This is a genomic window from Peterkaempfera bronchialis, assembly GCF_003258605.2.
GTDB lineage: Bacteria > Actinomycetota > Actinomycetes > Streptomycetales > Streptomycetaceae > Peterkaempfera > Peterkaempfera bronchialis.
Genome location: NZ_CP031264.1, coordinates 4371265 through 4393568 on the forward strand (window position 1 = coordinate 4371265; position 22304 = coordinate 4393568).

The window sequence follows — 22304 nt, forward strand, 5'->3', positions numbered from 1 at the left end:
TCGGAGGGAAGAAGCGCATGGGACGCTACATCATCCGGCGGCTGCTCCAGATGGTCCCGGTGTTCGTCGGCACCACCCTGCTGATCTTCATCATGGTCTACGCGCTGGGCGACCCGGTGGCCGCGCTCTTCGGCGACCGGGCCCCCGACCCCGCCGTGGCCGCCCGGATCCGCCATGACCTGCACCTGGACGAGCCGCTGTGGAAGCAGTACCTGCTCTACATGGGGGGCATCTTCACCGGCGACTTCGGCCAGGCGTTCACCGGTCAGCCGGTCACCGAGCTGATGGGCAGCGCCTTCCCGGTCACCGTACGGCTGACCATCGTCGCCATCGTCATCGAGGCGGTCTTCGGCATCCTGCTCGGCGTCGCCGGCGGCCTGCGCCGGCGCGGCTGGGTGGACACCACGGTGCTGGCCCTCACCCTGGTCGTGGTCTCCGTCCCCACCTTTGTCACCGGCTACCTGCTGCAACTGCTCTTCGGCGTCCGCTGGGGACTGGCCTCCGCCACCGTCGGCTACGGGGCACCCTTCGGCGAACTCCTGCTGCCCGGACTGGTACTGGCCGCCGTCTCACTGGCGTATGTCACCCGGCTGACCCGCACCACCGTCGCCGAGAACGCCCGCGCCGACTATGTACGCACCGCCGTGGCCAAGGGCCTGCCACGGCACCGCGTGATCACCCGCCATCTGCTACGCAACTCGCTGATCCCGGTCGTCACCTTCCTCGGCACCGACATCGGCGCGCTGATGGGCGGCGCCCTGGTCACCGAGCGGATCTTCAACATCCATGGCGTGGGCTACCAGCTCTACCAGGGCATCCTGCGCCAGAACTCGCCGACCGTGGTCGGCTTTGTCACCATCCTGGTGATCGTCTTCCTGGTCGCCAATCTGCTCGTCGACCTGCTCTACGCGGTCCTGGACCCGAGGATCCGGTATGTCTGACCCGACCCGGCCCGGCGAGACCGGCGACCCCGGCGAGATCAACAGGACCGGCGTCAACCCCACCGGCCTCGCCATGGGCGAGGCCGACACCCTTGAACGCCCCGACGGACACGCCGACGGACACCCTGACTGGGCCCGCGCCGGAGGCCCCGGCCCGGCCGGAAAGCCGCGCAGCCTCTGGCAGGACGCCTGGCAGGACCTCCGCCGCAACCCGGTCTTCCTGCTCTCCGCGCTGCTGATCCTCTTCCTGGTCGTCATCTCGCTCTGGCCCGGGACCATCGCCACCCGCTCCCCGCTCCAGTGCGACCTCGGCAGATCCCTGGACGGCCCCGCCTCCGGCCACTGGTTCGGCTTCGACAGCCAAGGCTGCGACGTCTACACCCGCGTCGTCTACGGCGCCAGGGCCTCGGTGACCGTCGGTGTCTGCGCCACCGCCGGAGCCGCCGTCGCCGGCACGGTGCTGGGCGGCCTGGCCGGTTTCTTCGGCGGCTGGTGGGACGGCCTGCTCTCGCGCATCACCGACATCTTCTTCGGCATCCCCATCCTGCTCGGCGGCCTGGTGCTGCTCTCCGTACTGCCCAGCAGCACCATCTGGACCGTGATCGGCTTTATCGTGCTGCTCGGCTGGCCGCAGGTCGCGCGGATCGCCCGGGGCGCCGTGATCACCGCCAAGCAGGCCGACTATGTGATGGCGGCCAGGGCCCTGGGCGCAGGCAACACCCGGCTGATGGTGCGCCATGTCCTGCCCAATGCCATCGCCCCGGTGATCGTGGTCGCCACCATCGCGCTGGGCACCTATATCGCCCTGGAGGCGACCCTCAGCTACCTGGGCGTGGGGCTCAAGCCCCCGACGGTCTCCTGGGGCATCGACATCTCCGCGGCGGCCGGCTACATCCGCAATGCGCCGCACATGCTGCTCTACCCGGCGGGCGCCCTCAGCCTCACGGTGCTGGCGTTCATCATGCTCGGCGACGCGGTGCGCGACGCCCTCGACCCCAAGCTGCGCTGACCACGGAGGAAGCGATGAGCGCCACCCACGGCACCACCGACGCGACCCTGCGCGACCCGGCGGCGGACTCCGACCGCGCCCCGCTGCTGGAGGTGCGCGACCTGCATGTGGAGTTCCGCACCCGCGAGGGCGTCGCCAGGGCCGTCAACGGCGTCGACTACAGCGTCGCCGCCGGGGAGACTCTGGCGATCCTGGGCGAGTCCGGCTCCGGCAAGTCGGTGAGTTCGCAGGCGGTGATGGGCATCCTGGACTCCCCGCCCGGGTTTGTCACCCGGGGGGAGATCCTCTTCCAGGGGCGGGACCTGCTGAAGGTCTCCGAGGCCGAGCGGCGCAAGGTGCGGGGCGCCAGAATGGCGATGATCTTCCAGGACGCGCTGTCGTCGCTCAACCCGGTGCTGAGGGTCGGCTACCAGCTGGGCGAGATGTTCCGGGTGCACCAGGGCATGTCCAGGAAGGACGCCAGGGCCCGGTCGATCGAGCTGATGGACCGGGTGCGGATCCCGGCGGCGGCGCAGCGGGTGGACGACTACCCGCATCAGTTCTCCGGCGGTATGCGGCAGCGGATCATGATCGCGATGGCGCTGGCCCTGGAGCCGGACCTGATCATCGCGGACGAGCCGACGACCGCGTTGGACGTCACGGTGCAGGCGCAGGTGATGGACCTGCTGGCGGAGCTCCAGCGGGAGTACCGGATGGGTCTGATCCTGATCACCCATGACCTGGGTGTGGTGGCGGATGTCGCCGACAAGATCGCGGTGATGTACGCGGGCCGGATCGTGGAGACCGCACCGGTCCACGAGCTGTACCGGCGCCCGGCGCACCCGTACACCCGGGGGCTGCTCCAGTCGATCCCGCGCCTGGACCAGAAGGGCCGGGACCTCTACGCCATCAAGGGCCTACCGCCCAGCCTGCTGCGCATCCCGCCCGGCTGCGCCTTCAATCCGCGCTGTGCGCAGGCGCGGGAGGTCTGCCGGGTGGAGGTGCCCCCGCTGTATCCGGTGGCCGAGCAGGACGGTACGGAACTGGTGGGGCGTGGCAGCGCCTGCCACTTCTGGGAGGAGACCCTTCATGGCTGAGGCGATTCTGGAGGTCCGCGACCTGGTCAAGCACTTCCCGGTCACCCAGGGTGTCCTGTTCAAGCGGCAGGTGGGCGCGGTGCGGGCGGTGGACGGGGTCTCCTTCGACCTCTTCCGGGGTGAGACGCTGGGGATCGTGGGGGAGTCGGGGTGTGGGAAGTCGACGCTGGCCAAGGTGTTGATGAACCTGGAGCGGGCGACGTCCGGTCAGGTGCTGTACAAGGGTGAGGACATCGCCCGGCTGTCGGGGCGGGCGCTGAAGGCGGTGCGCCGCAATATCCAGATGGTCTTCCAGGACCCGTACACCTCGCTCAACCCGAGGATGACGGTGGGCGACATCATCGGGGAGCCGTACGAGATCCACCCGGAGGTGGCGCCCAAGGGCGACCGCCGCAGGGCGGTGCAGGACCTGCTGGACGTGGTGGGTCTGAACCCGGAGTACATCAACCGCTATCCGCACCAGTTCTCGGGCGGGCAGCGGCAGCGGATCGGCATCGCGCGGGGGCTGGCGCTCAAGCCGGAGATCATCATCTGCGACGAGCCGGTCTCGGCGCTGGACGTCTCGGTGCAGGCGCAGGTGATCAACCTGCTGGAGAAGCTCCAGGACGAGTTCGACCTCTCCTATATGTTCATCGCCCACGACCTGTCGATCGTGCGGCACATCTCCGACCGCGTCGGGGTGATGTACCTGGGCAAGATGGTCGAGATCGGCACCGACACCCAGATCTACGACCACCCCACCCACCCCTACACCCAGGCGCTGCTCTCGGCCGTGCCGGTGCCGGACCCGGAGGCGCGGGACCGGCGGGAGCGGATCATCCTCCAGGGCGATGTGCCCTCACCGGCCAACCCGCCCTCCGGCTGCCGCTTCCGCACCCGCTGCTGGAAGGCCCAGCAGCGGTGCACCGACGAGGAACCGCTGCTCGCCGCCCCCTCCTGGCTGGACGGCGAGGCCGCCCATGACTCCGCCTGCCACTTCGCCGAGGACAGAGGGGCCGCCCTCACCGCCTAGCGCTTGGTGGCTGCGGTCACGGCGGAGTGGGCGGTGACGTGTCCATCCGCGTTGCTGGCGGTGACATCGAGGCGCAGGCGTTTGCCGACGTCGGCTGCCGGTGATGGTGGGAAGCGTGTGGTTGACCGGCTTCAGGGCCTGGACCGCCAGGGTGTGCAGCGCGCCGGTGGCCACCTGGGTGACCCCGCCGGGGGGCCTCGGCGTCGGTGGTGGTGCCGTCGCCCAGCTGCCCGTACGCGTTGTACCCCCAGATCCACACGGTGCCGTCGGAGCGCACGGCCGCGCCGTGGTAGGAGCCGATGGAGACCTGTACCGCTCCGCTCAGTCCGGCCACTCGTACGGGTGTGGTGCGGCTGGTGGTGGTGCCGTCGCCCCTCCGGGGCGGGCGCATGGGAGAGGAAACGGCGGCGGGGTACCGGGAGCTGGTCCCGGTACCCCGCCGCCGCTGTGGGTGCGCGGGGTCAGCCCTGGGTGTCGCGCGGCTCCGGGATGGTGGTGCCGGGCACCTCGATGGTGGCGAGCGCCGGGTCGAGGACGACCTCCTTGCCGGAGGTGATGGTGGGCTCCTCGGGGAAGTGGCAGGCCGTCAGGTGGCCCTCCTGGTTGCCGGAGAGCCGGACCAGCGGCGGCTCCTCCGTGGCGCACTTCTCCTGGGCCTTCCAGCACCGGGTGCGGAAGCGGCAGCCGGACGGCGGGTTGATCGGGGACGGGACGTCGCCGGCCAGGCGGATGCGCTCGCGGTGGTCGTCCGGGTCCGCCTCGGGGGCGGCGGAGAGCAGGGCGTGGGTGTAGGGGTGCCGGGGGCGCTCGTACAGCGACGCGCGGTCGGCGATCTCCACGATCTTGCCCAGGTACATCACCGCGACCCGCTGCGAGAAGTGGCGCACGATCGCCAGGTCGTGGGCGATGAAGAGGAAGGCGATGCCGAGGTCCTTCTGCAACTGCTGGAGCAGGTTGACGACCTGGGCCTGGATGGAGACGTCCAGCGCGGAGACCGGCTCGTCGGCGACGATCAGCTTGGGCTCCAGGGAGAGCGCCCGGGCCACGCCGATGCGCTGCCGCTGGCCGCCGGAGAACTCGTGCGGGAAGCGGTTGTAGTGCTCCGGGTTGAGGCCCACGGTCTCCAGCAGCTCCTGCACCCGCTTCTGGATGCCGCCGGCCGGCTTGATGCCGTTGATCTCCATCGGGGCGCCGATGATGGCGCCGACGGTCTGCCGGGGGTTGAGCGAGGAGTACGGGTCCTGGAAGATCATCTGGATTTCGGACCGGATCGGCGCGAGATCCTTGCGGGAGGCATGGGAGATGTCCTGGCCCGCGTAGGTGATCGTGCCGCCGGTGGGCTCCAGCAGCCGGGTGACCAGGCGGCCGGTGGTCGACTTGCCGCAGCCGGACTCGCCGACCAGGCCGACCGCCTCACCGGCGGAGACGGTGAGGTCGATGCCGTCCACCGCGTGGACCGCGCCCACCTGCCGCTTGAAGAGCAGGCCGTCGGTGACCGGGAAGTGCTTCTCCAGACCGGAGAGCTGGAGCAGCGGCTCCCCCGCCGGGGTGGCCGGGGACGGGCCGTCGGCCTTGCTGAGGGTCAGCTGATCGTTCACTTTGTTCGCCCCAAGGTGACGGTTGAAGGGTCCTCAGCCGAGCCGCGGCTGGATCTGGTCGATGAAGATGTCCTGCTTCTGCCCGAGGGAGAGGTGGCAGGCCGAGCCGTGGCCGGTCTCCGGGGAGATCAGGGGCCGCTCGGTGGTGCAGCGGTCGCCGAGCACCTTCTCCCGGTAGTCGCAGCGCGGGTTGAAGGGGCAGCCGGACGGCACATTGATCAGGCTGGGCGGGGTGCCCCGGACCGGTCGCAGCGGCACGTCCACCGACCCGCTGAGGCTCGGCATCGAGGACAGCAGACCCCAGGTGTACGGGTGCTGCGGGGACTTGAGCACCTCGCGGACGGTGCCGCGCTCGACGGCGCGGCCCGCGTACATCACCATCACATTGTGCGCGGTGCTGGCGACCACGCCGAGGTCATGGGTGATCAGGATGATCGCGGTGCCCATGTCCTGCTGGAGGTCCTTCAGCAGGTCCAGGATCTGCGCCTGGACCGTCACGTCCAGGGCGGTGGTCGGCTCGTCCGCGATCAGCAGGTCGGGGTCGCAGACCAGCGCCATGGCGATCATCGCGCGCTGGCGCATACCGCCGGAGAACTGGTGCGGGTAGTCGTCGACGCGGGTCTGCGGCTGCGGGATGCCCACCTTGGTGAGCATCTCGATGGACCGGTCCCGGGCCTCCTTCTTGCTCGCCCCGGTGTGCTTGCGGTAGGTCTCGCCGATCTGCCGGCCGATGGTGTGGTACGGCGACAGCGCGGTCAGCGGGTCCTGGAAGATCATCGACATGGTGTTGCCGCGGAGCTTCTCCAGGGTGCGCCGGGGGGCGCCCACCAGCTCCTGCCCGGCCAGGTCGATGGAGCCGCTGATCTCGGTCGACTCGGGGTTGTGCAGGCCGAGGACGGCCAGGTTGGTGACCGACTTGCCGGAGCCGGACTCGCCGACGATGCCGAGGGTGGTGCCCTTCTCCAGGTCGAAGGAGAGGCCGTCCACGGCCCGCACCACGCCGTCCTCGGTGCTGAAGCGCACATGCAGGTCGCGGACGGAGAGGAAGGGCGCACCCCCGGACGGCGCGGGGGCCTCCTCGGGCTTGGCCAGGGTGGTCATGGACGGGGCTCCTCGGTGCGGTGCTGAAGGTCGGTTCGGTGTCGGCGGATCGGGGGCGGGCCGGGAGTCAGGCCAGCCGGACGCGCGGGTCGATGACCGCGTAGGCGGCGTCCACGATGATGTTGAAGACCACGATCAGGGCGGCGGCGACCAGGGTGACACCGACCAGCATCCCCAGGTCGGACTGCTGCACCGAGTCGATCGCGAGCCGTCCGATGCCCTGGAGGCCGAAGGTGGTCTCGGTGATGATCGCACCGCCGAGCAGGGCGCCGAGGTCCACACCGAAGATGGTGATGATGGGGCCCATGGCACCGCGCCATGCATACCTGAGGAAGACCGAGGTACCGGACATGCCCTTGGCGCGCGCCGTCCGGACGTAGTCCTCGGAGAGCTGCTCGACCATGGAGGAGCGCGTCATACGGGTGTAGTTGGCGGTCCAGATCAGGGAGAGGACGATCCAGGGGACGAGCAGTCCGCCGAACCAGCCGATGGGGTCCTCGGTGAACGGCACATAGTGCGGCTGGTCCAGCCAGTCGGTGCTGTAGACCAGCAGGTACAGGGCGAGCGGGCCGACGAAGTAGATCTGCATCGCGGAGGCCAGCAGCGAGGCCGAGCTGGCGATCTTGTCGGTGGCCTTGCCCTGCTTCCAGGCGGCCAGCATGCCGGTGCCGATGCCGAAGATGAGGAAGACCACGGCGGAGCCGATGGTCAGCGAGACCGTGGTGGGGAAGCGGTCCAGGATGGTCGTGGTGACCATCTCCTGCTTGACGTACGAGTAGCCGAGGCAGGGGAACTCGCAGTGGCCCGTGGGGAAGTCGCGGCCCGCGAAGATGCCCACCAGCCAGTGGAAGTACTGCTCCGGCACCGACTGGTCGAAGCCCATGGTGTGCTTGATGACCGCGAGGTTCTCCGGCGGGCAGATCTTGCCGCAGAAGAGTCGGGCCGGCTCGGACGGGAGGGCGAAGAAGAGCCCGAAGGTGATGGCGCTGATGATCAGCAGGATGACGAGCGCGCCAAGCGATCGTCGGATGAGAAAACGGAGCATGGCGGAGGGTCTCTCCTGATCGGGCGCCGTCGGTGGTCGGGCGGTGCGTGGGGGATGGCCGGGCAGGGTGGCGGCGGTGGGTCACCGGGGAGCCGGTGACCCACCGCCCGACTGCCGTCCTACTTGATGAAGACGTTCAGCGGGGACTGCTCACCGGACAGCGGGTCGAACTCCACGCCGCCCAGGCCCGAGCCGTACAGGCCCAGGTACTTGTCGTAGATGTAGGGGATCGACGCGGCCTGCTCGTTGATCTGCTTGTCGATCGCAGCCCATGCCTTGCCCTGCTCGGCGGCGTCGGCGATCTTCGCGGCGTCGTCCATCGCCTTGTCGATGGCCTTGTCCGCGAAGTGCGCGTAGTTCGAGGCCAGGTCGCCGATCTGGCGGCCGTCCCACACCGGCTGGAGGGCGGTCTGACCGGTCGGCCAGTCGGCGCCCCAGCCACCCCAGTACACGTCGTAGCTGTTGTTCAGCTTGCCGGTCTGGTCGTAGTAGTTCTTCGGGTCCAGCGGCTTGGAGACGAACTTGAAGCCGGCCTTCTCCAGCGCCTGCCGGATGACCTCGGTGACCTTCTGCTGGGTCGGCGTGTTGTTGTACGCGTAGACGATGGTCTGGCCGGTCTTGCCCGCCTGCTCCAGCAGCTTCTTGGCCGCCTCGGGGTCGCCCTCGGGCTTCTGGAGCTTGCCGTAGACGTCGAACTGCTCGTAGCCCAGGACGGTCGGGCTCATCATGGTGGTGGCGAAGTCACCCGCCGTCGGGCCGCCCTCGGCCAGCCGGATCTGCTGCAGCGGGAAGGCCGTGATCAGCGCCTTGCGGACGTTGACGTCGGAGATCCGGGTGTTGTTGATGTAGTAGTAGTCGACGTACGGGGTCAGGCCCTGAAGCAGACGGGGCTTGAGCGAGGCGTTGCCGAGAACCTCGGTGATCTTCGTCGGCTCGACGCCGTTGTGGAAGGTCATCGTGGTCTTGTCGGTGCCGTTGTCCGCGATGAAGCGGTTGGTCGACTCCTCGGCCTGGACGCCGAACTGCATGTGCCACTTGTCCGGGAAGGCGTTCCGGATCGGGTCCGTCTTCGGGTCCCAGTTGGGGTTGCGCTCCAGGTCCAGGGACTTGTCGGTGATGTGGCTGGAGATCTTGTACGGGCCGGAGGAGAACGGCTTCTTGTCGTAGGCCTCCTTGGTGTCGTGGGCCTTGGGCACGACACCGTAGCCGGTCATCGCCAGGGTGAAGTTGGCGTCCGGGTGGGCCTCCTTGAACTTGAAGACCACGGTCTTCTTGTCAGGAGTCTCGACCGCGCCGAGCGACTTGCCCTTGTAGGGGCCCTCGTAGACCTTCTGGTACTCGTTGCCCGACAGCCACTGCTGGATGTACTTGGGGCCCTCCTGGATGAAGGGGGCGTACAGCCGCTCAATGGAGTACTTGATGTCGTCGGAGGTGATGGCAGAGCCGTCCTCCCACTTCAGGCCGTCCTTGAGGGTGAACGTCCAGGTCTTGCCGCCGTCGCTGGTGGTACCGGTGTCGGTCGCCAGGTCGCCGACCAGCTTGGTGCCGTCGGGGGTCTTCTTGTACCCCGTCAGCTGACGGGTGAAGAGCAGCGAGACCGTGGAGTTGTAGTTCATGTAGATACGGCCGGGATCGAGGTGCGAGAAGTCATCGCGGTCGATCATGGTGACCGTGCCGCCGGCCTTCGAACCCTCCGGCGCCAGGGCGGGGCCGTTGGAGTCCTCGGCGGTGCCCACGCTGATGCTGGTGGCGACGGGAGCGGCCGGGGCCGAGGCGGAGGCGGAGGAGGAACCGCCGGCGCTGGGCTTGCTGCCGTCGCTGTTGGTGTGGCCGCTGGAGCAGGCAGCGGTCATGGTGAGCGCCCCGGAGACGAGGATCGCGGCTGCGAGGTGCCGCTTTCTGCGAGTGGTCATGGATGCCCTGTCCTGTGTGACGGAGTTGATCTTGCCGTGGTGCCCGGGGCGGGCGAAACGATCCCCCCGGAGTGCGAACGCGCTGGTCAGCGCTTGGTCTTCGGGTCGAATGCGTCCCGGACCGAGTCCCCCAGCAGGTTGAAGGCGAGCACGAAGATCACCATCGCTACGCCGGGGAAGATCAGAAAGGTGATGTCCTCACGGTAGAAACTGGCCGCATCGGCGATCATGCGGCCCCAGTCCGGGGTCGGTTCGGTGACACCGACGCCGAGGTAGGAGAGGCCGGCCTCGGCGGTGACGAAGCCCGGAAGAGCCAGCGTGGACTGCACCAGGATGGGCGTCCACAGGTTGGGCAGCAGCTCCTTGAAGATGATCCGCATCGGGGAGGCGCCGGTCACCCGGGCGGCTTCCACGAACTCCCGCTCGCGCAGGGAGAGGGCCACGGCCCGCAGGATGCGCGCCAGTCCCATCCAGCCCAGCGCCGAGAGCACGATCATCACGGTGACGGTGCGCAGCCATACCGGGGTCGACTCGTCGGGCGAGACGAAGAGCGAGTCCACTACGGGGACCAGGGCGATGAAGAAGATCTGGGACGGGAACGACAGCAGGATGTCGATGCCGCGGCCGATGAAGTAGTCGGTCTTGCCGCCGGCGTAGCCCGCGATGATGCCGACCAGAATGCCCAGGAACGTGGTGGCGACCGTGGCCACCACCGCGATCAGCAGCGAGGTGCGGATGCCGTAGATCAGCTGGGTGAAGATGTCGCGGCCCAGCTGCGGCTCGATGCCGAACCAGTACTCGCCGCTCATACCGCCGTTGGGACCGGTGGGCAGACCGGTGTCGGTGAGCATGCCGGGGGTGTTCTGCCCGTACAGCTCGGTCGGGTTCTTGCCGTACAGCGCCGAGATCAGCGGTGCGCAGGCGGCAATCAGCAGGAAGAGGATCACAATCGCGGCACACACCACGCCGGTCCGGTCGCGGAGGAAGCGACGCCACATGATCTGGCCGGGAGAGCGGCCCTTGAGCTCCGGTGCCGCAGGCAGGGTGACTGCCTCGGCGGGGCCGGCCGAACCGATGATCTCGGTTTCGGCCTGCGCCTGAGTGGGGTTGGTCATGGTGCGAAAGCTCCCGCTCGGGGTGTGTGCGGCCGCAAGAAGTGTTTGACGAACGGACTCTGGCAAGTCGTTTATCGAACGTCAAGTAGCTGTACGCATTACCGCCGGGCGACGGGGCATCGTTTTGGAAGATCGATCAGGTTGTGGCCATAAAGAGGTTGACACCCCGTCAGTGAAACGGGCATAAGTGTCCAAAGTGCCCAAAGGGTCGTTCACAATCCCGAAACACGGTCGACATGGTCCCGCTATGCGGACGAGCGGAGCTGGGAGCGATGTTGACGCGCACTCCCTCGAAGGAGTGTCCGTTCTGCCGCTACCGATACTTTTGGGCGGGGTCGGGGGAGTGTCCGATTATCGGACGGTTCATGGGTGGCCAAAACTCGCCATGACGGTAAGTCGCCAGCCGTTCCGGTGATTGCCGGGTGTTTCCGAGGCGTGTGTGGGCAGCTATTAACATCTCGGCGATCCGCTATCGGGGCCGGGTATTGTGAAGGTCATTCTTGGGGGCTGTGCAATTTGGTCCGGGCGGGCTGGTTGACGGGGTTGTCGTTGACGTGTGCACACCAAAACTAGGCCGGGTCCTGATGTTCAGGACCCGGCCTCGTGGTGCTGGGGAGAGGTCAGCCGGTGACCACCGGCAGGACGACGGTCCGGGCGGCGCCGGTCTTGTCCAGGGCCGAGATGATGGCGTCGGCGACATCCCGGGTGGTGACCGGGCCGACGGTGGAGCCGTGCTTCATCTGGTAGCCGTTGAAGGCGCCGTCGGAGCGGGCCTCCAGCTTCGCCAGGTCGAAGGACGGGACGACCTTGCCGTCGGCGTCCGGTGCCAGGCGGAGCGACAGGCTGAAGGACGCCAGCCCGAAGGGGATGCCGTAGTCGGCCGGCCCCCGCTTGACGATCACATTGCCGCCGCTGACGATCTGCTTGCCCAGGCCGTCGGCTGCGGCCTGGAGGTCGGCGGCGGACGCCTTGGGCTGGGCCTCGGTGACCTTGAGCTCGATGGGAGCGGTCTTCTGGCCGAGGGCGCGGGCCTGGTAGCTCTGCTGGACCGCGACGACGGCCGACTCCACATCGACGGCCTTGCCGGCCTTCGGCGGCACCACGACGGCCGCGCCGGCCGCGGTGAAGGAGACATAGCCCTCGCGCGGGCCCTGACCCGCCTGGCTGCCCAGCTGCTCCAGGGCGGCGCGCAGCTTGGCCGGGTCGATCTTCACCAGCGGCGGGACGGCCTTGGCGTTGCCGGTGAGGGAGTCCATGACGTCCACCGGGTTGTAGCTGTGCTGGGTGAGCAGGTCGACGGTCGCGGTGGTGTCGAAGCTCAGGCCGGCGGCGGCGGGGTCCAGGGCGACCGCCTTGCCGCCGAGGCGGAGCTGGATGGGCTCCCGGCCGATCTTCGCCACCGTGGAGTCCAGGGTGTGCACGGCGGCGTCCCGGCTGCTGCCGCCGATGTCGGTGCCGAGCACGGTGATGCCCTTGGGGACGTCCGACTGGTTGAGCATCAGACCGGCGCCATAGGCGACACCGGCCGCGCAGACCACTGCGGCGACGGCGTAGATCAGCAGCTTGCGGGTGCGGCCCCGGCGGCGGGGGGCGGCGGCCGGAGCGTCGTCCTCCGCGTCGTCCGGCACCGGCACCGGAACGGTGACCGGCGCCCGCTGCGCAGGGGGCCGCGCGGCGGCGGCCGGGTGGGCGGCGGGGCGGAAGTCCTCGTTGCGGAAGCCGGCGGCGAAGGTGTTGCCCTGCGCCTCGGCCTGGCCTGCCGGGAGCGGCGCTCCGGGGGGCGGGAAGGCCGCCGCCGGGAAGGCGGCGGTGGTCTCGCCCGGGCCGGGGTCGGCCACCGGGGGGAAGCCGCCGACGGCGGTCTCCGCGAGGGCGGCGTCCTGCGGGGCGCCCGCCGGGCCGGTGCCATAGGGAGCGTTGCCGTAGTCGGGCTGGAACCCGTCGTACGGGGCGGCCGGTGCGCCGCCGCCCTGCTGCGGCAGCGGGCCGGGGGCCGGGCGGCTGCGCACGCCCAGGCCGGGCGGGAACGGACCGGCGGTGGGCTGCGGCGCGGGCTGCTGCGGGACGGCACCGGGGAAGGCGTCGTCCTGGGTGTGCCCATGGCCATGTCCCTGCTGGCCGGGCCCCTGGCCGGGCCCCTGGCCGGGCCCCTGCTGGCCGGGAGGGGTCGCGGTCGGCGGGGCGAAGGGCGTGGCGGGCACGCCGCTGGGGCGCGGGCCGCCCTGCGGTCCGCCGGGCCGGGGGATGGAGCCGCCGCCGCTCTGCCGCTGCGCTCCGCCGCCCTGCTGCGGCCCCCGCTGCTGCGGCCCGCCGCCCTCGGGGTGGGTCGCAGGCGCCTCGAAGGCGGGGTGCCCGGGGGTGCGCGGGGGCGCGGAGAAGTCATCGGGCGCCGGGGAGGCCGGCGGCGGTACGGGTGCGCCGCCCGCCGGAGCGGGGCCCGCAGCGGGACCGGCCGGCCCGCCCTTCTTCCGTGGCCGGAACCATTCGCCGGCCGACGCCGGGGAGCCGCCCGCGCCGTTCCCGCCCTCCGGGGTCTGCCACTCGGGCGGCAGATTGGGCGGCGTGGAGGTGCGGTTCTCGGCGTCCATCACCCCGAGCACCGGGGAACCGGGCCCGGCGGCCCGGCGCCGGGAGCCGTCGGCCTGCCGACCGGGGGCCGCACCCTCGGCGGGCGGCTGCTGGTCCGCGGCGTCCGCGTCCTTCACCGGGCTGCGCACCACCACCGGCGGGATGGGCCGCGAGCCGGGGATGTTGATGCGGATCCGGGTGGTCAGCGTGGTCTCGGTCTTCGGCCCGTCGTCGGCGGCGGGATCCTCCGCCGCGCCGCCGTCCGGCCCGTAGCCGTCCGGCCCCACGCCCTCCGGCGCAAAGCCGTCCGGCCCGAAGGCGCCCGTGGCCTGCGGGATGCCGTACGGGGGCGTGCCCGACGGATAGGCGTCCCCGCCGTTGCGGCGGGGGCTCGGGGACGCGTTGTCAGTTTCGCGGCTGCTCAATGCTGCTCCGGATTCGCCTCTGTCGCCCGCAGGGGGCGCCAGTCGCGGATTGTGGATCGACCTCCGTGCGGTACGGACGCACGGCGGCTGTGGCCGGCACCGGCCCACGGCCCGGCCCCGGAGGGCACGACCGGTGCCTCCTGGCTCGCGGACTGCTCCAAGAGTCTAGGGTCCTGCCGGCAGCCCGGCCATCGGCGGGCTGCCGCACCACCATACTGGGAACGCCAGGTCGGCGAACCGGTTCCGATAGAACCCCGTTGGTCCGAATCACGGCGTATGGCCCTGCCGACGCACCCTGCTGACGGTTCGTCGCCGGTCATCCGAACGCTTTCGACGTCTGGAGGACGCGTCAGGGGCATCGGTGGTTCAGCCGCGCCCGGCGCCGCCGGGGCCCGCACCGAACCCGAACATCGTACGGGTCGGCAGAGTGGCGCAGATCACGCCCCCCACCGCTCCGGCGAAGAGGTAGACGTACGGGCCGATGCCGCTCGCCAGGATGAAGTCGCCCTCGGGGCGCGGGCTCATCAGCACCATCAGCGCCAGGAACCAGCCGATCAGCGGCGCCCCGGCCCCCAGCTTGGTGGTGGTCAGCCGCAGCCCGCCGTAGAAGAGGCCCACCGTCGCCGCCAGCGCCAGCAGCAGGCCGCCGGGGAACCAGAGCGACTGCGCGAAGGACCCGGCCAGCGCGGTCGCCATGCCCAGCACCAGCAGCAGCACATAGGCCGCGATCCGCGCGCCGCGCGGCGGCGGGGTCTCGGCCAGGCGGGCGGAGCGGGAGCCGAACAGTGCGGCCGGCCCCGACCGGCGCGGCCTGGGCGGCACCGGCAGCGGCTGGCCCGGGCGGGGGTCCTCCGGCATGGCGGGGCTCATCGGGCTTCCTCCAGCCCGGCGAAGAGGTCCAGCCCGGCGAAGAGGTCGCCCTCCCAGCCGGCCGCCGCACCGGAGGTGCCGTGCACCAGCCGGTAGTACTCCATCGCGGGCATCGGCTGGCCCAGGTCGTTGGAGAGGGCGAAGAAGGGGCCGTCCACGGCGATCTGGGTGGCGTGCGCCGCCATGGCCGCGGCCTTCCGCCCGGCGTAGGCGGAACCGTCCACCGCCGCCGTCACCAGGGAGTCGTCCACCACTCCGGGGACGTCGTCGGCGCTCGCGATGCCGGGGAAGGGGATCTCCCGGCCGGCGGCGCGCAGCGCGGCGAAGCCGGCCTCCAGCACGGAGCGCGGCATGCAGTTCCAGTAGACCTTGGGGATGTCCCAGGCGGCGCCGAGGTCGGGCCGGAAGGCCGGGTCGGCGGCCAGCTCGCGGCCGCGCATGGCGACCCGGTGGGCCTGGATGTGGTCGGGGTGGCCGTAGCCGCCGTTCTCGTCGTAGGTCACCAGCACCTGCGGCCGCACCTCGCGGACGACCGCCACCAGGTGCGCGGCGGCCTCGTCCGGGTCGGCCTGCCAGAAGCAGCCGGGGCGGTCGTTGCTCGCCACGCCCATCATCCCGGAGTCGCGGTAGCGGCCCGGCCCGCCGAGGAAGCGGTGGTCGGTGACGCCCAGCTCCTTCATGGCGGCGGCCAGTTCGCCGATGCGGTGCTCGCCGAGGGTGTCGTCCCGGTCGGCGGTGAGATGGGCCAGTTCGGGCGGGATGACCTCGCCCTCCTCGCCCAGCGTGCAGGTGACCAGGGTGACGCGGGCGCCCTCGGCCGCGTACCTGGCCATGGTGGCGCCATTGCCGATCGACTCGTCGTCGGGGTGGGCGTGCACCAGCAGCAGTCGGCGGGGCGGGAGGTCGTCCGCGCCCGCACCGACGGAGTCCTCGGACTGGTCCGGCAGCTGCGGCAGGTCGCTCATGGGGGTCAGCCTACGGGCGGCCCTCTCCGGAGGGGGACCGGCGGCCCCGGATCAGAGCTTCAGCCCGTTGATCATGCCGGCCAGATTGCTGGTGACCTGCTGGATCGAAGGGGCGATGGAGCTGGACGCGAGGTAGAAGCCGAGCAGCGTGCACGCCAGGGCATGCCAGAACTTCAGACCGGACCGGCGGATCAGCAGTACCACGATGAGCAGCAGCAGGACGGCTGCGGAGATGGTCAGGGCCATGGCGGGTCAACACCTCTCAGCGCGCGCCGCCCGAGGCGGCGGCGGTCGGGACCGGCAGGGGACGGTGGGGACGGGCAGCACTGTGCGGCGGAGGTGGGATCCGCCGCGCCGGATGGGGCCAACCGGCTATCCCTTCATACCCGATCGGTCAGTCCGGCATTACTTTCCGTCAGCCTGCATATGCCGGTGCATAGATGCATCGACGGGGCGCACAGCGGTCAAACCCCGGCGGGCGATGGATCTCCGGGCTCCCCCCGGTCCGGCGACCGACGCCGCAGGGCGCCGGACGGCGGTACTCCCTCCGGGTGGGCGGGGCGACATAGGGTCACCCGTATGACCAAGGAGATCTCCTTCCCCCGGCAGTACTCGCGGACGTTGCGCTACACCCTCGGCGCACCACGCTCCTTCACGGTCTCGCCGGACGGCGACCGGGTGGCCTTCCTCCGTTCCCGCTCCGGCACCGACCGGGCCAATCTGCTCTGGGTGCTGGACGTGGCGACCGGCCGCGAACACCCCGCCGCCGACCCGGCGGAGCTGCTGGGCAGTGGCGAGGAGAACCTCTCCCCGGCCGAGCGGGCCCGCCGTGAGCGCAGCCGCGAGGGCTCGGCGGGCATCGTCGGCTACGCCACCGACGCCGCCGCCGAGCTGGCCGCCTTCGCGCTCTCCGGACGGCTCTTCACCGCCGGTCTGGGCGAGGGCGGGGAGGCCCGCGAGATCCTGGTCACCGGCCCGGTGATCGACCCCCGCCCGGCCCCCGACGGCCGCCACATCGCCTATGCCACCACCCGGGGCGACCTGCGGGTGGTGACCGGCGACGGCGAGACCGACCGGGCGCTGGCCGAGCCGGAGGCGGCCGGGGTGACCTGGGGCCAGGCCGAGTTCATCGCCCAGGAGGAGATGGACCGCAGCCGGGGCTTCTGGTGGGCCCCCGAGGGCGACCGGCTGCTGGCCGCCCGCGCCGACGACACCCCGGTACGGCGCTGGTGGATCGCCGACCCGGCCAACCCGGCCACCGCCCCCGCCGAGGTCGCCTACCCGGCGGCCGGCACCCCCAACGCCGAGGTCACGCTGGCCGTGCTGGGCCTGGACGGCTCCCGGGTGGACGTCTCCTGGGACCGCAACCGCTACCCGTACCTGGCCCGGGTGCACTGGTCGGCGGGCGGCCCGCCGCTGCTGCTGGTGCAGGCCCGCGACCAGCGCAGCCAGCTGGTGCTGGCGCTCGACCCGGACACCGGCGCCACCCGCACCCTGCATGTGGACGAGGACCCGGTGTGGCTCGATCTCTTCCCCGGCGTCCCCGCCTGGACCCCGGACGGCCGCCTGGTGCGGATCGCCGACGAGGGCGGCGCCCGGGTGCTCGCGGTCGGCGACCGGGTGCTCACCGGCGCCGCGCTGCACCTGCGTGCGGTACTCGACGTGGGCGCCGACGACCTGCTGGTCACCGCCTCGGCCGGTGAGGAGGCCGCCGAGCCGGAGATCGGCGAGGTCCATGTGGTGCGGGTCGGCGCGACCGGCGCCACCCGGCTCTCCACCCGGCCCGGCCTGCACACGGCGGCCCGCTCCGGCCCCACCACCGTGCTGGTCTCCGCCTCGCTGGACCGCCCCGGCAGCCGCGTTCGGGTGCTGCGTGACGGGACCCCGGTCGCCGAGATCGCCTCGTACGCCGAGACCCCGGTGATCAGCGCGGAGGTCCGCCTGACGGCGGCCGGCAAGCGGCGCATCCCCTGCGCGGTGCTGCTGCCCACCGGCTACGACCGGGACCGCGACGGCCTGCTGCCGGTGCTGATGGACCCGTACGGCGGCCCGCACGGCCAGCGGGTGGTCGCCGCCCGCAACGCCCATCTGACCTCCCAGTGGTTCGCCGACCAGGGCTTCGCCGTGGTGGTCGCCGACGGCCGGGGCACCCCCGGGCAGAGCCCCACCTGGGAGAAGGCCATCGCCGGCGACTTCGCCGGGGCCACCCTGGACGACCAGGTGGAGGCGGTGCAGGCGCTCGCCGAGGACTTCCCGCTGGACCTCACCCGGGTCGCCATCCGCGGCTGGTCGTACGGCGGCTACCTGGCGGCGCTGGCGGTGCTGCGCCGCCCGGACGTCTTCCACGCCGCCGTCTCCGGCGCCCCGGTCACCGACTGGCGGCTGTACGACACCCACTACACCGAGCGCTACCTCGGCCACCCCGACGAGCGCCCCGAGGTGTACGACGCCAACTCGCTGACCGCCGACGCCCCGAAGCTCACCCGGCCGCTGATGCTGATCCACGGTCTGGCCGACGACAACGTGGTGGCCGCGCACACCCTGCGGCTCTCCTCCGCGCTGCTGGCCGCCGGGCGCCCGCACACCGTGCTGCCGCTGTCGGGCGTCACCCATATGACCCCGCAGGAGGAGGTCGCCGAGAACCTGCTGCTGCTTCAGGTCGACTTCCTCAAGCGGTCGTTGGGCCTCTGACCGACCGGTGGCCCCCACCTGCGGGCGGGGGCCACCACCGCAGCTCAGGCGGCCGGTGGGTCCTCCCGGCCGGAGGGCGGGTCCGACCCGGGCGCGCGCGGCTCGGCGCCGGGGCCCTCCCGCAGCGTGCGCTCCCGTTCCTCCGGCCCGCCCCCCAGCCGGGAGCCCACCAGGGCCCAGACGACCCCGAACAGCAGCGAGGCAGCGACCGCCACCACGGCGGTCTCCAACAGGACGCGCATCTCTCTCCGGGGTGTTCCAGGGGCGGTCTTCGCAGCCGTTCACAAGCGCACAAGGTCGGGGTTCCCTGCCCATGCACGGCGAACCCGCCGAAGCGTACGGCGCGCGGAGCGGACAGCAGGCACACGCCGCGCCGTGACATCCGTCATGCGGAGAACACGACCGGCCGCACTGCCGCCGCCACCCCGTCCCCCCGCACCCTTGAGCAGTCGGGTCGACGCGCTGAAGTCGACGCACCGGGATGGGGACAGGGGAGAGACGGATGAGCATCGCGACGCAGCCGCCGCGCGGCGTGCCAGGGCAGGTCGCCGAACCGGCGGAGGTCGCCGCCTTCGCCGCGGTGACCAGGACCTACGGCCAGGTCAGGGCGGTGGACGGGCTGGACCTGACACTGCGGGCAGGGGAGACGGTCGCGCTGCTCGGCCCCAACGGCGCCGGCAAGTCCACCGCCCTCGACCTGCTGCTGGGCCTGCGCAACCCCGACTCCGGGTCGGTCCGGCTCTTCGGCTCCACCCCACGGCAGGCGCTGGCGGACGGCCTGGTCGGCGCCATGTTGCAGAGCGGCGGCCTGATGACCGAGGTCAAGGTCCGCGAACTGGTCCGCTTCGCCTGCGATGTACACCCGCGCGGCTACCCCGTCGACCAGGTGCTGGAGACCGCCGGCATCACCGACATCGCCGACCGCAAGGTGGACAGGCTCTCCGGCGGACAGGAGCAGCGGGTCCGCTTTGCGCTCGCCACCGCCGGAGCCAGTGAGCTGATCGTGCTGGACGAGCCCACCGTCGCCATGGACGTCTCCGCCCGGCAGGCGTTCTGGGGCACCATGCGGGCCCAGGCCGCGGCCGGCCGCACCATCCTCTTCGCCACCCACTACCTGGAGGAGGCCGACTCGGTCGCCGACCGCGTCCTGGTGATGCACCGAGGACGGCTGATCGCCGACGGCACCCCGGCCGACATCAAGGCCAGGGCCGGCGCCCGCCGCATCGTCTTCGACCTGGACCCCGATCCGCACCCCGACCCGGACCAGCTGCGCACCCTGCCCGGGGTCACCGCCCTGGAGCTGCACGGCCGCACCCTACGGATCCGCTCCACCGACGCCGACGCCACCGTCGCCGCGATCTACCGCGCCGGGCTGTACCCGCACCACCTGGAGGTCACCAGCCTCGGCCTGGAGCAGGCATTTCTGGCCATCACCGGCACCGAGGAGAGCGCACGATGACCACCCTGATCCGGCTTGAGATCACGCGCGTGCTGCGCAACCGCAAGTTCCTCTTCTTCAGCCTGCTCTACCCCTCGGTGATCTACCTGCTGATCTCCAGCTCGTACGGGGGCAAGGAGATCACCCCGGGCATGCCCGCCGCCAAGTACTTCATGATCTCCATGGCGACCTTCGGCGCCGTCGGCGCCGTGCTCTCCGGCGCCCAGCGGATCGCCACCGAGCGCAAGAACGGCTGGGTGCGGCAACTGCGGCTGAGCGCGCTGCCCGGCCACGGCTATGTCATCGCCAAGGTCGCCTCGGCCGCCACCGTCTCGCTCCCCGCCATCCTGCTGGTGCTGCTCATCGGCGGCCTCGGCAAGGGCGTACGACTGGCCGCCTGGCAGTGGCCGGCGCTGCTGCTCGTGCTCTGGGTGGGCAGCTTCGTCTTCGCCGCGCTGGGCGTCGCCCTCGGCTACGCCGCCGGGCCGGAGGTGGTCCAGCCGGTGGTGATGATCACGTATATGGGGCTCTCCTTCCTCGGCGGCAGCTGGTTCTCGCTCGCGGACGCCCCGGTCTGGCTCCAGGACATCGGCAAGGCCAGCCCGACCTGGCTCTACAACCAGCTCGGCCGGATCGCCCAGACCGGCGACCTGCCCGGCGCCGGAGCGCTCACCGGCCTGGCGGCCTACTTCGTGGCCTTCGCGGCGCTCGCCGCCTGGCTGTACCAGCGGGACACCCGGCAGGCCTGACGGCCGCTCTGCCGACGCCCCCGACGCCCCGACGGGCGGCCGGGGGCGTCCGACGTCCATCAGCGCGGCCCTAGGCTGGCCGCATGACTGATCGATCCGTACGAGTCCTGCTCGCCGAGGACCAGGGCATGGTGCGGGAGGCGCTTGCCGCGCTGCTCAGCCTTGAGGGCGACATCGACGTCGTGGCGCAGGTCGCACGTGGCGACGAGGTGGTGGCCGCCGCCGTGGAACACGGGGTGGATGTCGCCCTGCTGGACATCGAGATGCCCGGTATGACCGGGATCGAGGCTGCGGGGCTGCTCCGCCGTACGCAGCCCGCGACGAAGATCGTCGTCCTGACCACCTTCGGCCGCCCCGGGTATCTCCGCCGGGCCATGGAGTCGGGCGCCGACGCCTTTCTGGTGAAGGATGCTCCGGCGGCCCAACTCGCCGATGCGGTGCGGCGGGTGCTGCGGGGTGAACGGGTGATCGACCCGACCCTGGCGGCGGCGGCCCTCGCGGAGGGCGCCAACCCGCTGACCGCCCGGGAACGGGACGTCCTGGACGTCGCCGCCGATGGGTCGGTCAATGCGGACATCGCGGCGCGGCTGCATCTGTCGGAGGGGACGGTGCGGAACTACCTGTCGATGGCGATTCAGAAGACGGGGGCGCGGAATCGGGCTGAGGCGGTGCGGATCGCGCGGGAGAAGGGGTGGTTGTGAGCGCGCTGCGCGCGGGGGTTCGGGGGTGGGGTGGGGTGGGCGCGGGGTCGGGCCGGGGTGGTGCGGATCGCGCGGGAGAAGGGGTGGTTGTAGGCGCGCTGCGCGCGGGGGTTCGGGGGTGGGGTGAGGTGGGCGCGGGGTCGGGCTGAGGTGGTGCGGATTGCGCGGGAGAAGGGGTGGTTGTAGGCGCGCTGCGCGCGGGGGGTTGCGGGGGTGGGGCGTCAGTTGAGGCGGTGGCGGGCGGCGCGGGCTTCGAGGCGGACGCGGGCGGCGGAGTCCGGGTCGAAGGCGTCCAGGATCTGTGCGTAGGACTCCATCTCGGCGGCGCCGCCGAGGAAGTCGCCGGTGCGGATCAGGGTTTCGGCGCGCTCCAGCCGCAGTTGGGCGGGGTGGCGGGGGAGCAGCAGGGAGAGTTCGGTGGCCCACAGCTGGGTGCCCGCGTGCTCGGGGCGAGAGGCGGCCCAGGTACGGATGTTGCCGAGCACCCGCAGCACGATGTCCAGCGGCTGGGCGGGGGCCAGCATCTCCTCGGTGAGCGGTTCGCCGGTGGCGGCGGCGACCAGGCCGCCGGCGTCGTTCAGCGAGAGCCGCCGCCCGCCGTGGAACGGGTCGACCAGCACCGGCTCGCAGCCGGGGCCACCGCCCACCGCGACCACGAAGTGGCCGGGCAGGGCGACCCCGTGGACGGGCAGGTCGGCGCGGGTGCCGACGGCCGTCCAGACCAGCGAGAGCATGATGGGCAGCCCCCGGCGGCGCCGTAGCACTGCGGGCAGCAGGGAGGACTCCAGGCGGTTGTAGTCCGACGGCCGCCCGTGGAACCGCTCGCGCCCGGCGAGTACCGCCGAGAGCAGCGCGGCCACCGCCTCCGGCCCGCCGGGGGCCCGCTCGGCGATGGCCAGGCGGACGGTGGCGGCGAGCCGGTCCAGGATGGCGTCGGCGGTGGCGATCACCTCGTCCGGATCGGCCTGCGGGTCCTGCTCCACCGAGGCGAGCAGGCAGAGCAGCACCGGGTCCGGGCACTCGGCCCGGGCTTCGGCGCTGAACCGCGTCCGGCTGTCTTCGGTCACGACTGGTTCCGGCCCGTTCC

20 protein-coding genes are annotated in these 22304 nt (G+C 71.5%); 8 read left to right on the forward strand and 12 right to left on the reverse strand.

The genetic code is table 11. From position 1 onward, the window contains the following. Positions 1–17 precede the first annotated feature (17 nt). Genes C7M71_RS19500 through C7M71_RS19515 form a run of 4 tightly spaced genes read left to right on the forward strand, consistent with a single transcriptional unit; the run spans position 18 to position 4038 of the window. Positions 18–941, forward strand: a complete 924-nt coding sequence (locus C7M71_RS19500; protein ID WP_111490154.1) for an ABC transporter permease — start codon at positions 18–20, stop codon at positions 939–941. Beyond that, positions 934–1950 (forward strand): ABC transporter permease, encoded by a 1017-nt coding sequence (locus C7M71_RS19505; protein WP_111490153.1) that lies wholly within the window; start codon positions 934–936, stop codon positions 1948–1950. The genes C7M71_RS19500 and C7M71_RS19505 overlap by 8 nt, the downstream gene beginning before the upstream one ends. 14 nt (positions 1951–1964) lie before the next feature. Beyond that, positions 1965–3026 (forward strand): ABC transporter ATP-binding protein, encoded by a 1062-nt coding sequence (locus C7M71_RS19510; RefSeq protein WP_111490152.1) that lies wholly within the window; start codon positions 1965–1967, stop codon positions 3024–3026. Continuing rightward, positions 3019–4038 carry an ABC transporter ATP-binding protein gene (locus C7M71_RS19515; RefSeq protein ID WP_111490151.1) on the forward strand — a complete coding sequence of 340 codons (1020 nt, stop codon included), beginning with the start codon at positions 3019–3021 and terminating at the stop codon, positions 4036–4038. Before C7M71_RS19510 ends, C7M71_RS19515 begins: the two co-directional genes overlap by 8 nt. 16 nt (positions 4039–4054) lie before the next feature. On the opposite strand, the gene C7M71_RS19520 is transcribed toward C7M71_RS19515, so the two are convergent. From C7M71_RS19520 to C7M71_RS19565, 10 genes are all read right to left on the reverse strand, one after another. Then, a complete protein-coding gene (locus C7M71_RS19520; RefSeq protein WP_175607710.1) occupies positions 4055–4429 on the reverse strand; it encodes an RCC1 domain-containing protein in 375 nt (124 codons plus the stop codon). A 70-nt stretch (positions 4430–4499) separates the two neighbouring features. Continuing rightward, positions 4500–5636, reverse strand: a complete 1137-nt coding sequence (locus C7M71_RS19525) for an ABC transporter ATP-binding protein (protein WP_111490150.1) — start codon at positions 5634–5636, stop codon at positions 4500–4502. Between the two features lie 33 nt (positions 5637–5669). Next, positions 5670–6737, reverse strand: coding sequence for an ABC transporter ATP-binding protein (locus tag C7M71_RS19530; protein ID WP_111490149.1), 1068 nt, complete (start codon positions 6735–6737; stop codon positions 5670–5672). 67 nt (positions 6738–6804) lie between these two features. Next, positions 6805–7782 (reverse strand): ABC transporter permease, encoded by a 978-nt coding sequence (locus C7M71_RS19535; protein WP_111490148.1) that lies wholly within the window; start codon positions 7780–7782, stop codon positions 6805–6807. A gap of 119 nt (positions 7783–7901) precedes the next feature. Continuing rightward, positions 7902–9695 carry an ABC transporter substrate-binding protein gene (locus C7M71_RS19540; protein ID WP_111490147.1) on the reverse strand — a complete coding sequence of 598 codons (1794 nt, stop codon included), beginning with the start codon at positions 9693–9695 and terminating at the stop codon, positions 7902–7904. Between the two features lie 86 nt (positions 9696–9781). Continuing rightward, positions 9782–10810, reverse strand: a complete 1029-nt coding sequence (locus C7M71_RS19545) for an ABC transporter permease (protein WP_111490146.1) — start codon at positions 10808–10810, stop codon at positions 9782–9784. Positions 10811–11430: 620 nt separating this feature from the next. Beyond that, positions 11431–13803 (reverse strand): VanW family protein, encoded by a 2373-nt coding sequence (locus C7M71_RS19550; RefSeq protein WP_114914444.1) that lies wholly within the window; start codon positions 13801–13803, stop codon positions 11431–11433. Between the two features lie 366 nt (positions 13804–14169). Beyond that, on the reverse strand, positions 14170–14673 hold the full coding sequence (locus C7M71_RS19555) for a DUF6113 family protein (RefSeq protein WP_229758811.1): 504 nt from the start codon (positions 14671–14673) through the stop codon (positions 14170–14172). After that, on the reverse strand, positions 14670–15638 hold the full coding sequence (gene mshB, locus C7M71_RS19560) for an N-acetyl-1-D-myo-inositol-2-amino-2-deoxy-alpha-D-glucopyranoside deacetylase (protein ID WP_111493001.1): 969 nt from the start codon (positions 15636–15638) through the stop codon (positions 14670–14672). Before mshB ends, C7M71_RS19555 begins: the two co-directional genes overlap by 4 nt. 51 nt (positions 15639–15689) lie before the next feature. Next, positions 15690–15884: a DUF2304 family protein gene (locus C7M71_RS19565; RefSeq protein ID WP_111493002.1), complete on the reverse strand. Its 195-nt coding sequence runs from the start codon at positions 15882–15884 to the stop codon at positions 15690–15692. Positions 15885–16217: 333 nt separating this feature from the next. Between C7M71_RS19565 and C7M71_RS19570 the strand changes: the two genes are divergently transcribed. After that, positions 16218–18329, forward strand: a complete 2112-nt coding sequence (locus tag C7M71_RS19570) for a S9 family peptidase (RefSeq protein ID WP_111493003.1) — start codon at positions 16218–16220, stop codon at positions 18327–18329. Between the two features lie 44 nt (positions 18330–18373). Here the strand turns inward: C7M71_RS19570 and C7M71_RS19575 are convergent, their stop codons facing one another. Then, positions 18374–18571, reverse strand: coding sequence for a hypothetical protein (locus C7M71_RS19575; RefSeq protein WP_114914445.1), 198 nt, complete (start codon positions 18569–18571; stop codon positions 18374–18376). Positions 18572–18831: 260 nt separating this feature from the next. Here C7M71_RS19575 and C7M71_RS19580 point away from each other — a divergent pair, with 260 nt between their 5' ends. The 3 genes from C7M71_RS19580 (at position 18832) to C7M71_RS19590 (ending at position 21217) form a co-directional block, all read left to right on the forward strand. Then, positions 18832–19788 (forward strand): ABC transporter ATP-binding protein, encoded by a 957-nt coding sequence (locus tag C7M71_RS19580; RefSeq protein ID WP_111493005.1) that lies wholly within the window; start codon positions 18832–18834, stop codon positions 19786–19788. Then, entirely contained in the window at positions 19785–20516 is a 732-nt protein-coding gene (locus C7M71_RS19585) for an ABC transporter permease (protein ID WP_111493006.1), read from the forward strand. Before C7M71_RS19580 ends, C7M71_RS19585 begins: the two co-directional genes overlap by 4 nt. 83 nt (positions 20517–20599) lie before the next feature. Beyond that, positions 20600–21217 (forward strand): response regulator transcription factor, encoded by a 618-nt coding sequence (locus C7M71_RS19590; RefSeq protein WP_111493007.1) that lies wholly within the window; start codon positions 20600–20602, stop codon positions 21215–21217. 221 nt (positions 21218–21438) lie between these two features. On the opposite strand, the gene C7M71_RS19595 is transcribed toward C7M71_RS19590, so the two are convergent. Further along, complete coding sequence (locus tag C7M71_RS19595) at positions 21439–22284, reverse strand: SirB1 family protein (protein ID WP_111493008.1); 846 nt, start codon at positions 22282–22284, stop codon at positions 21439–21441. Positions 22285–22304 lie beyond the last annotated feature (20 nt).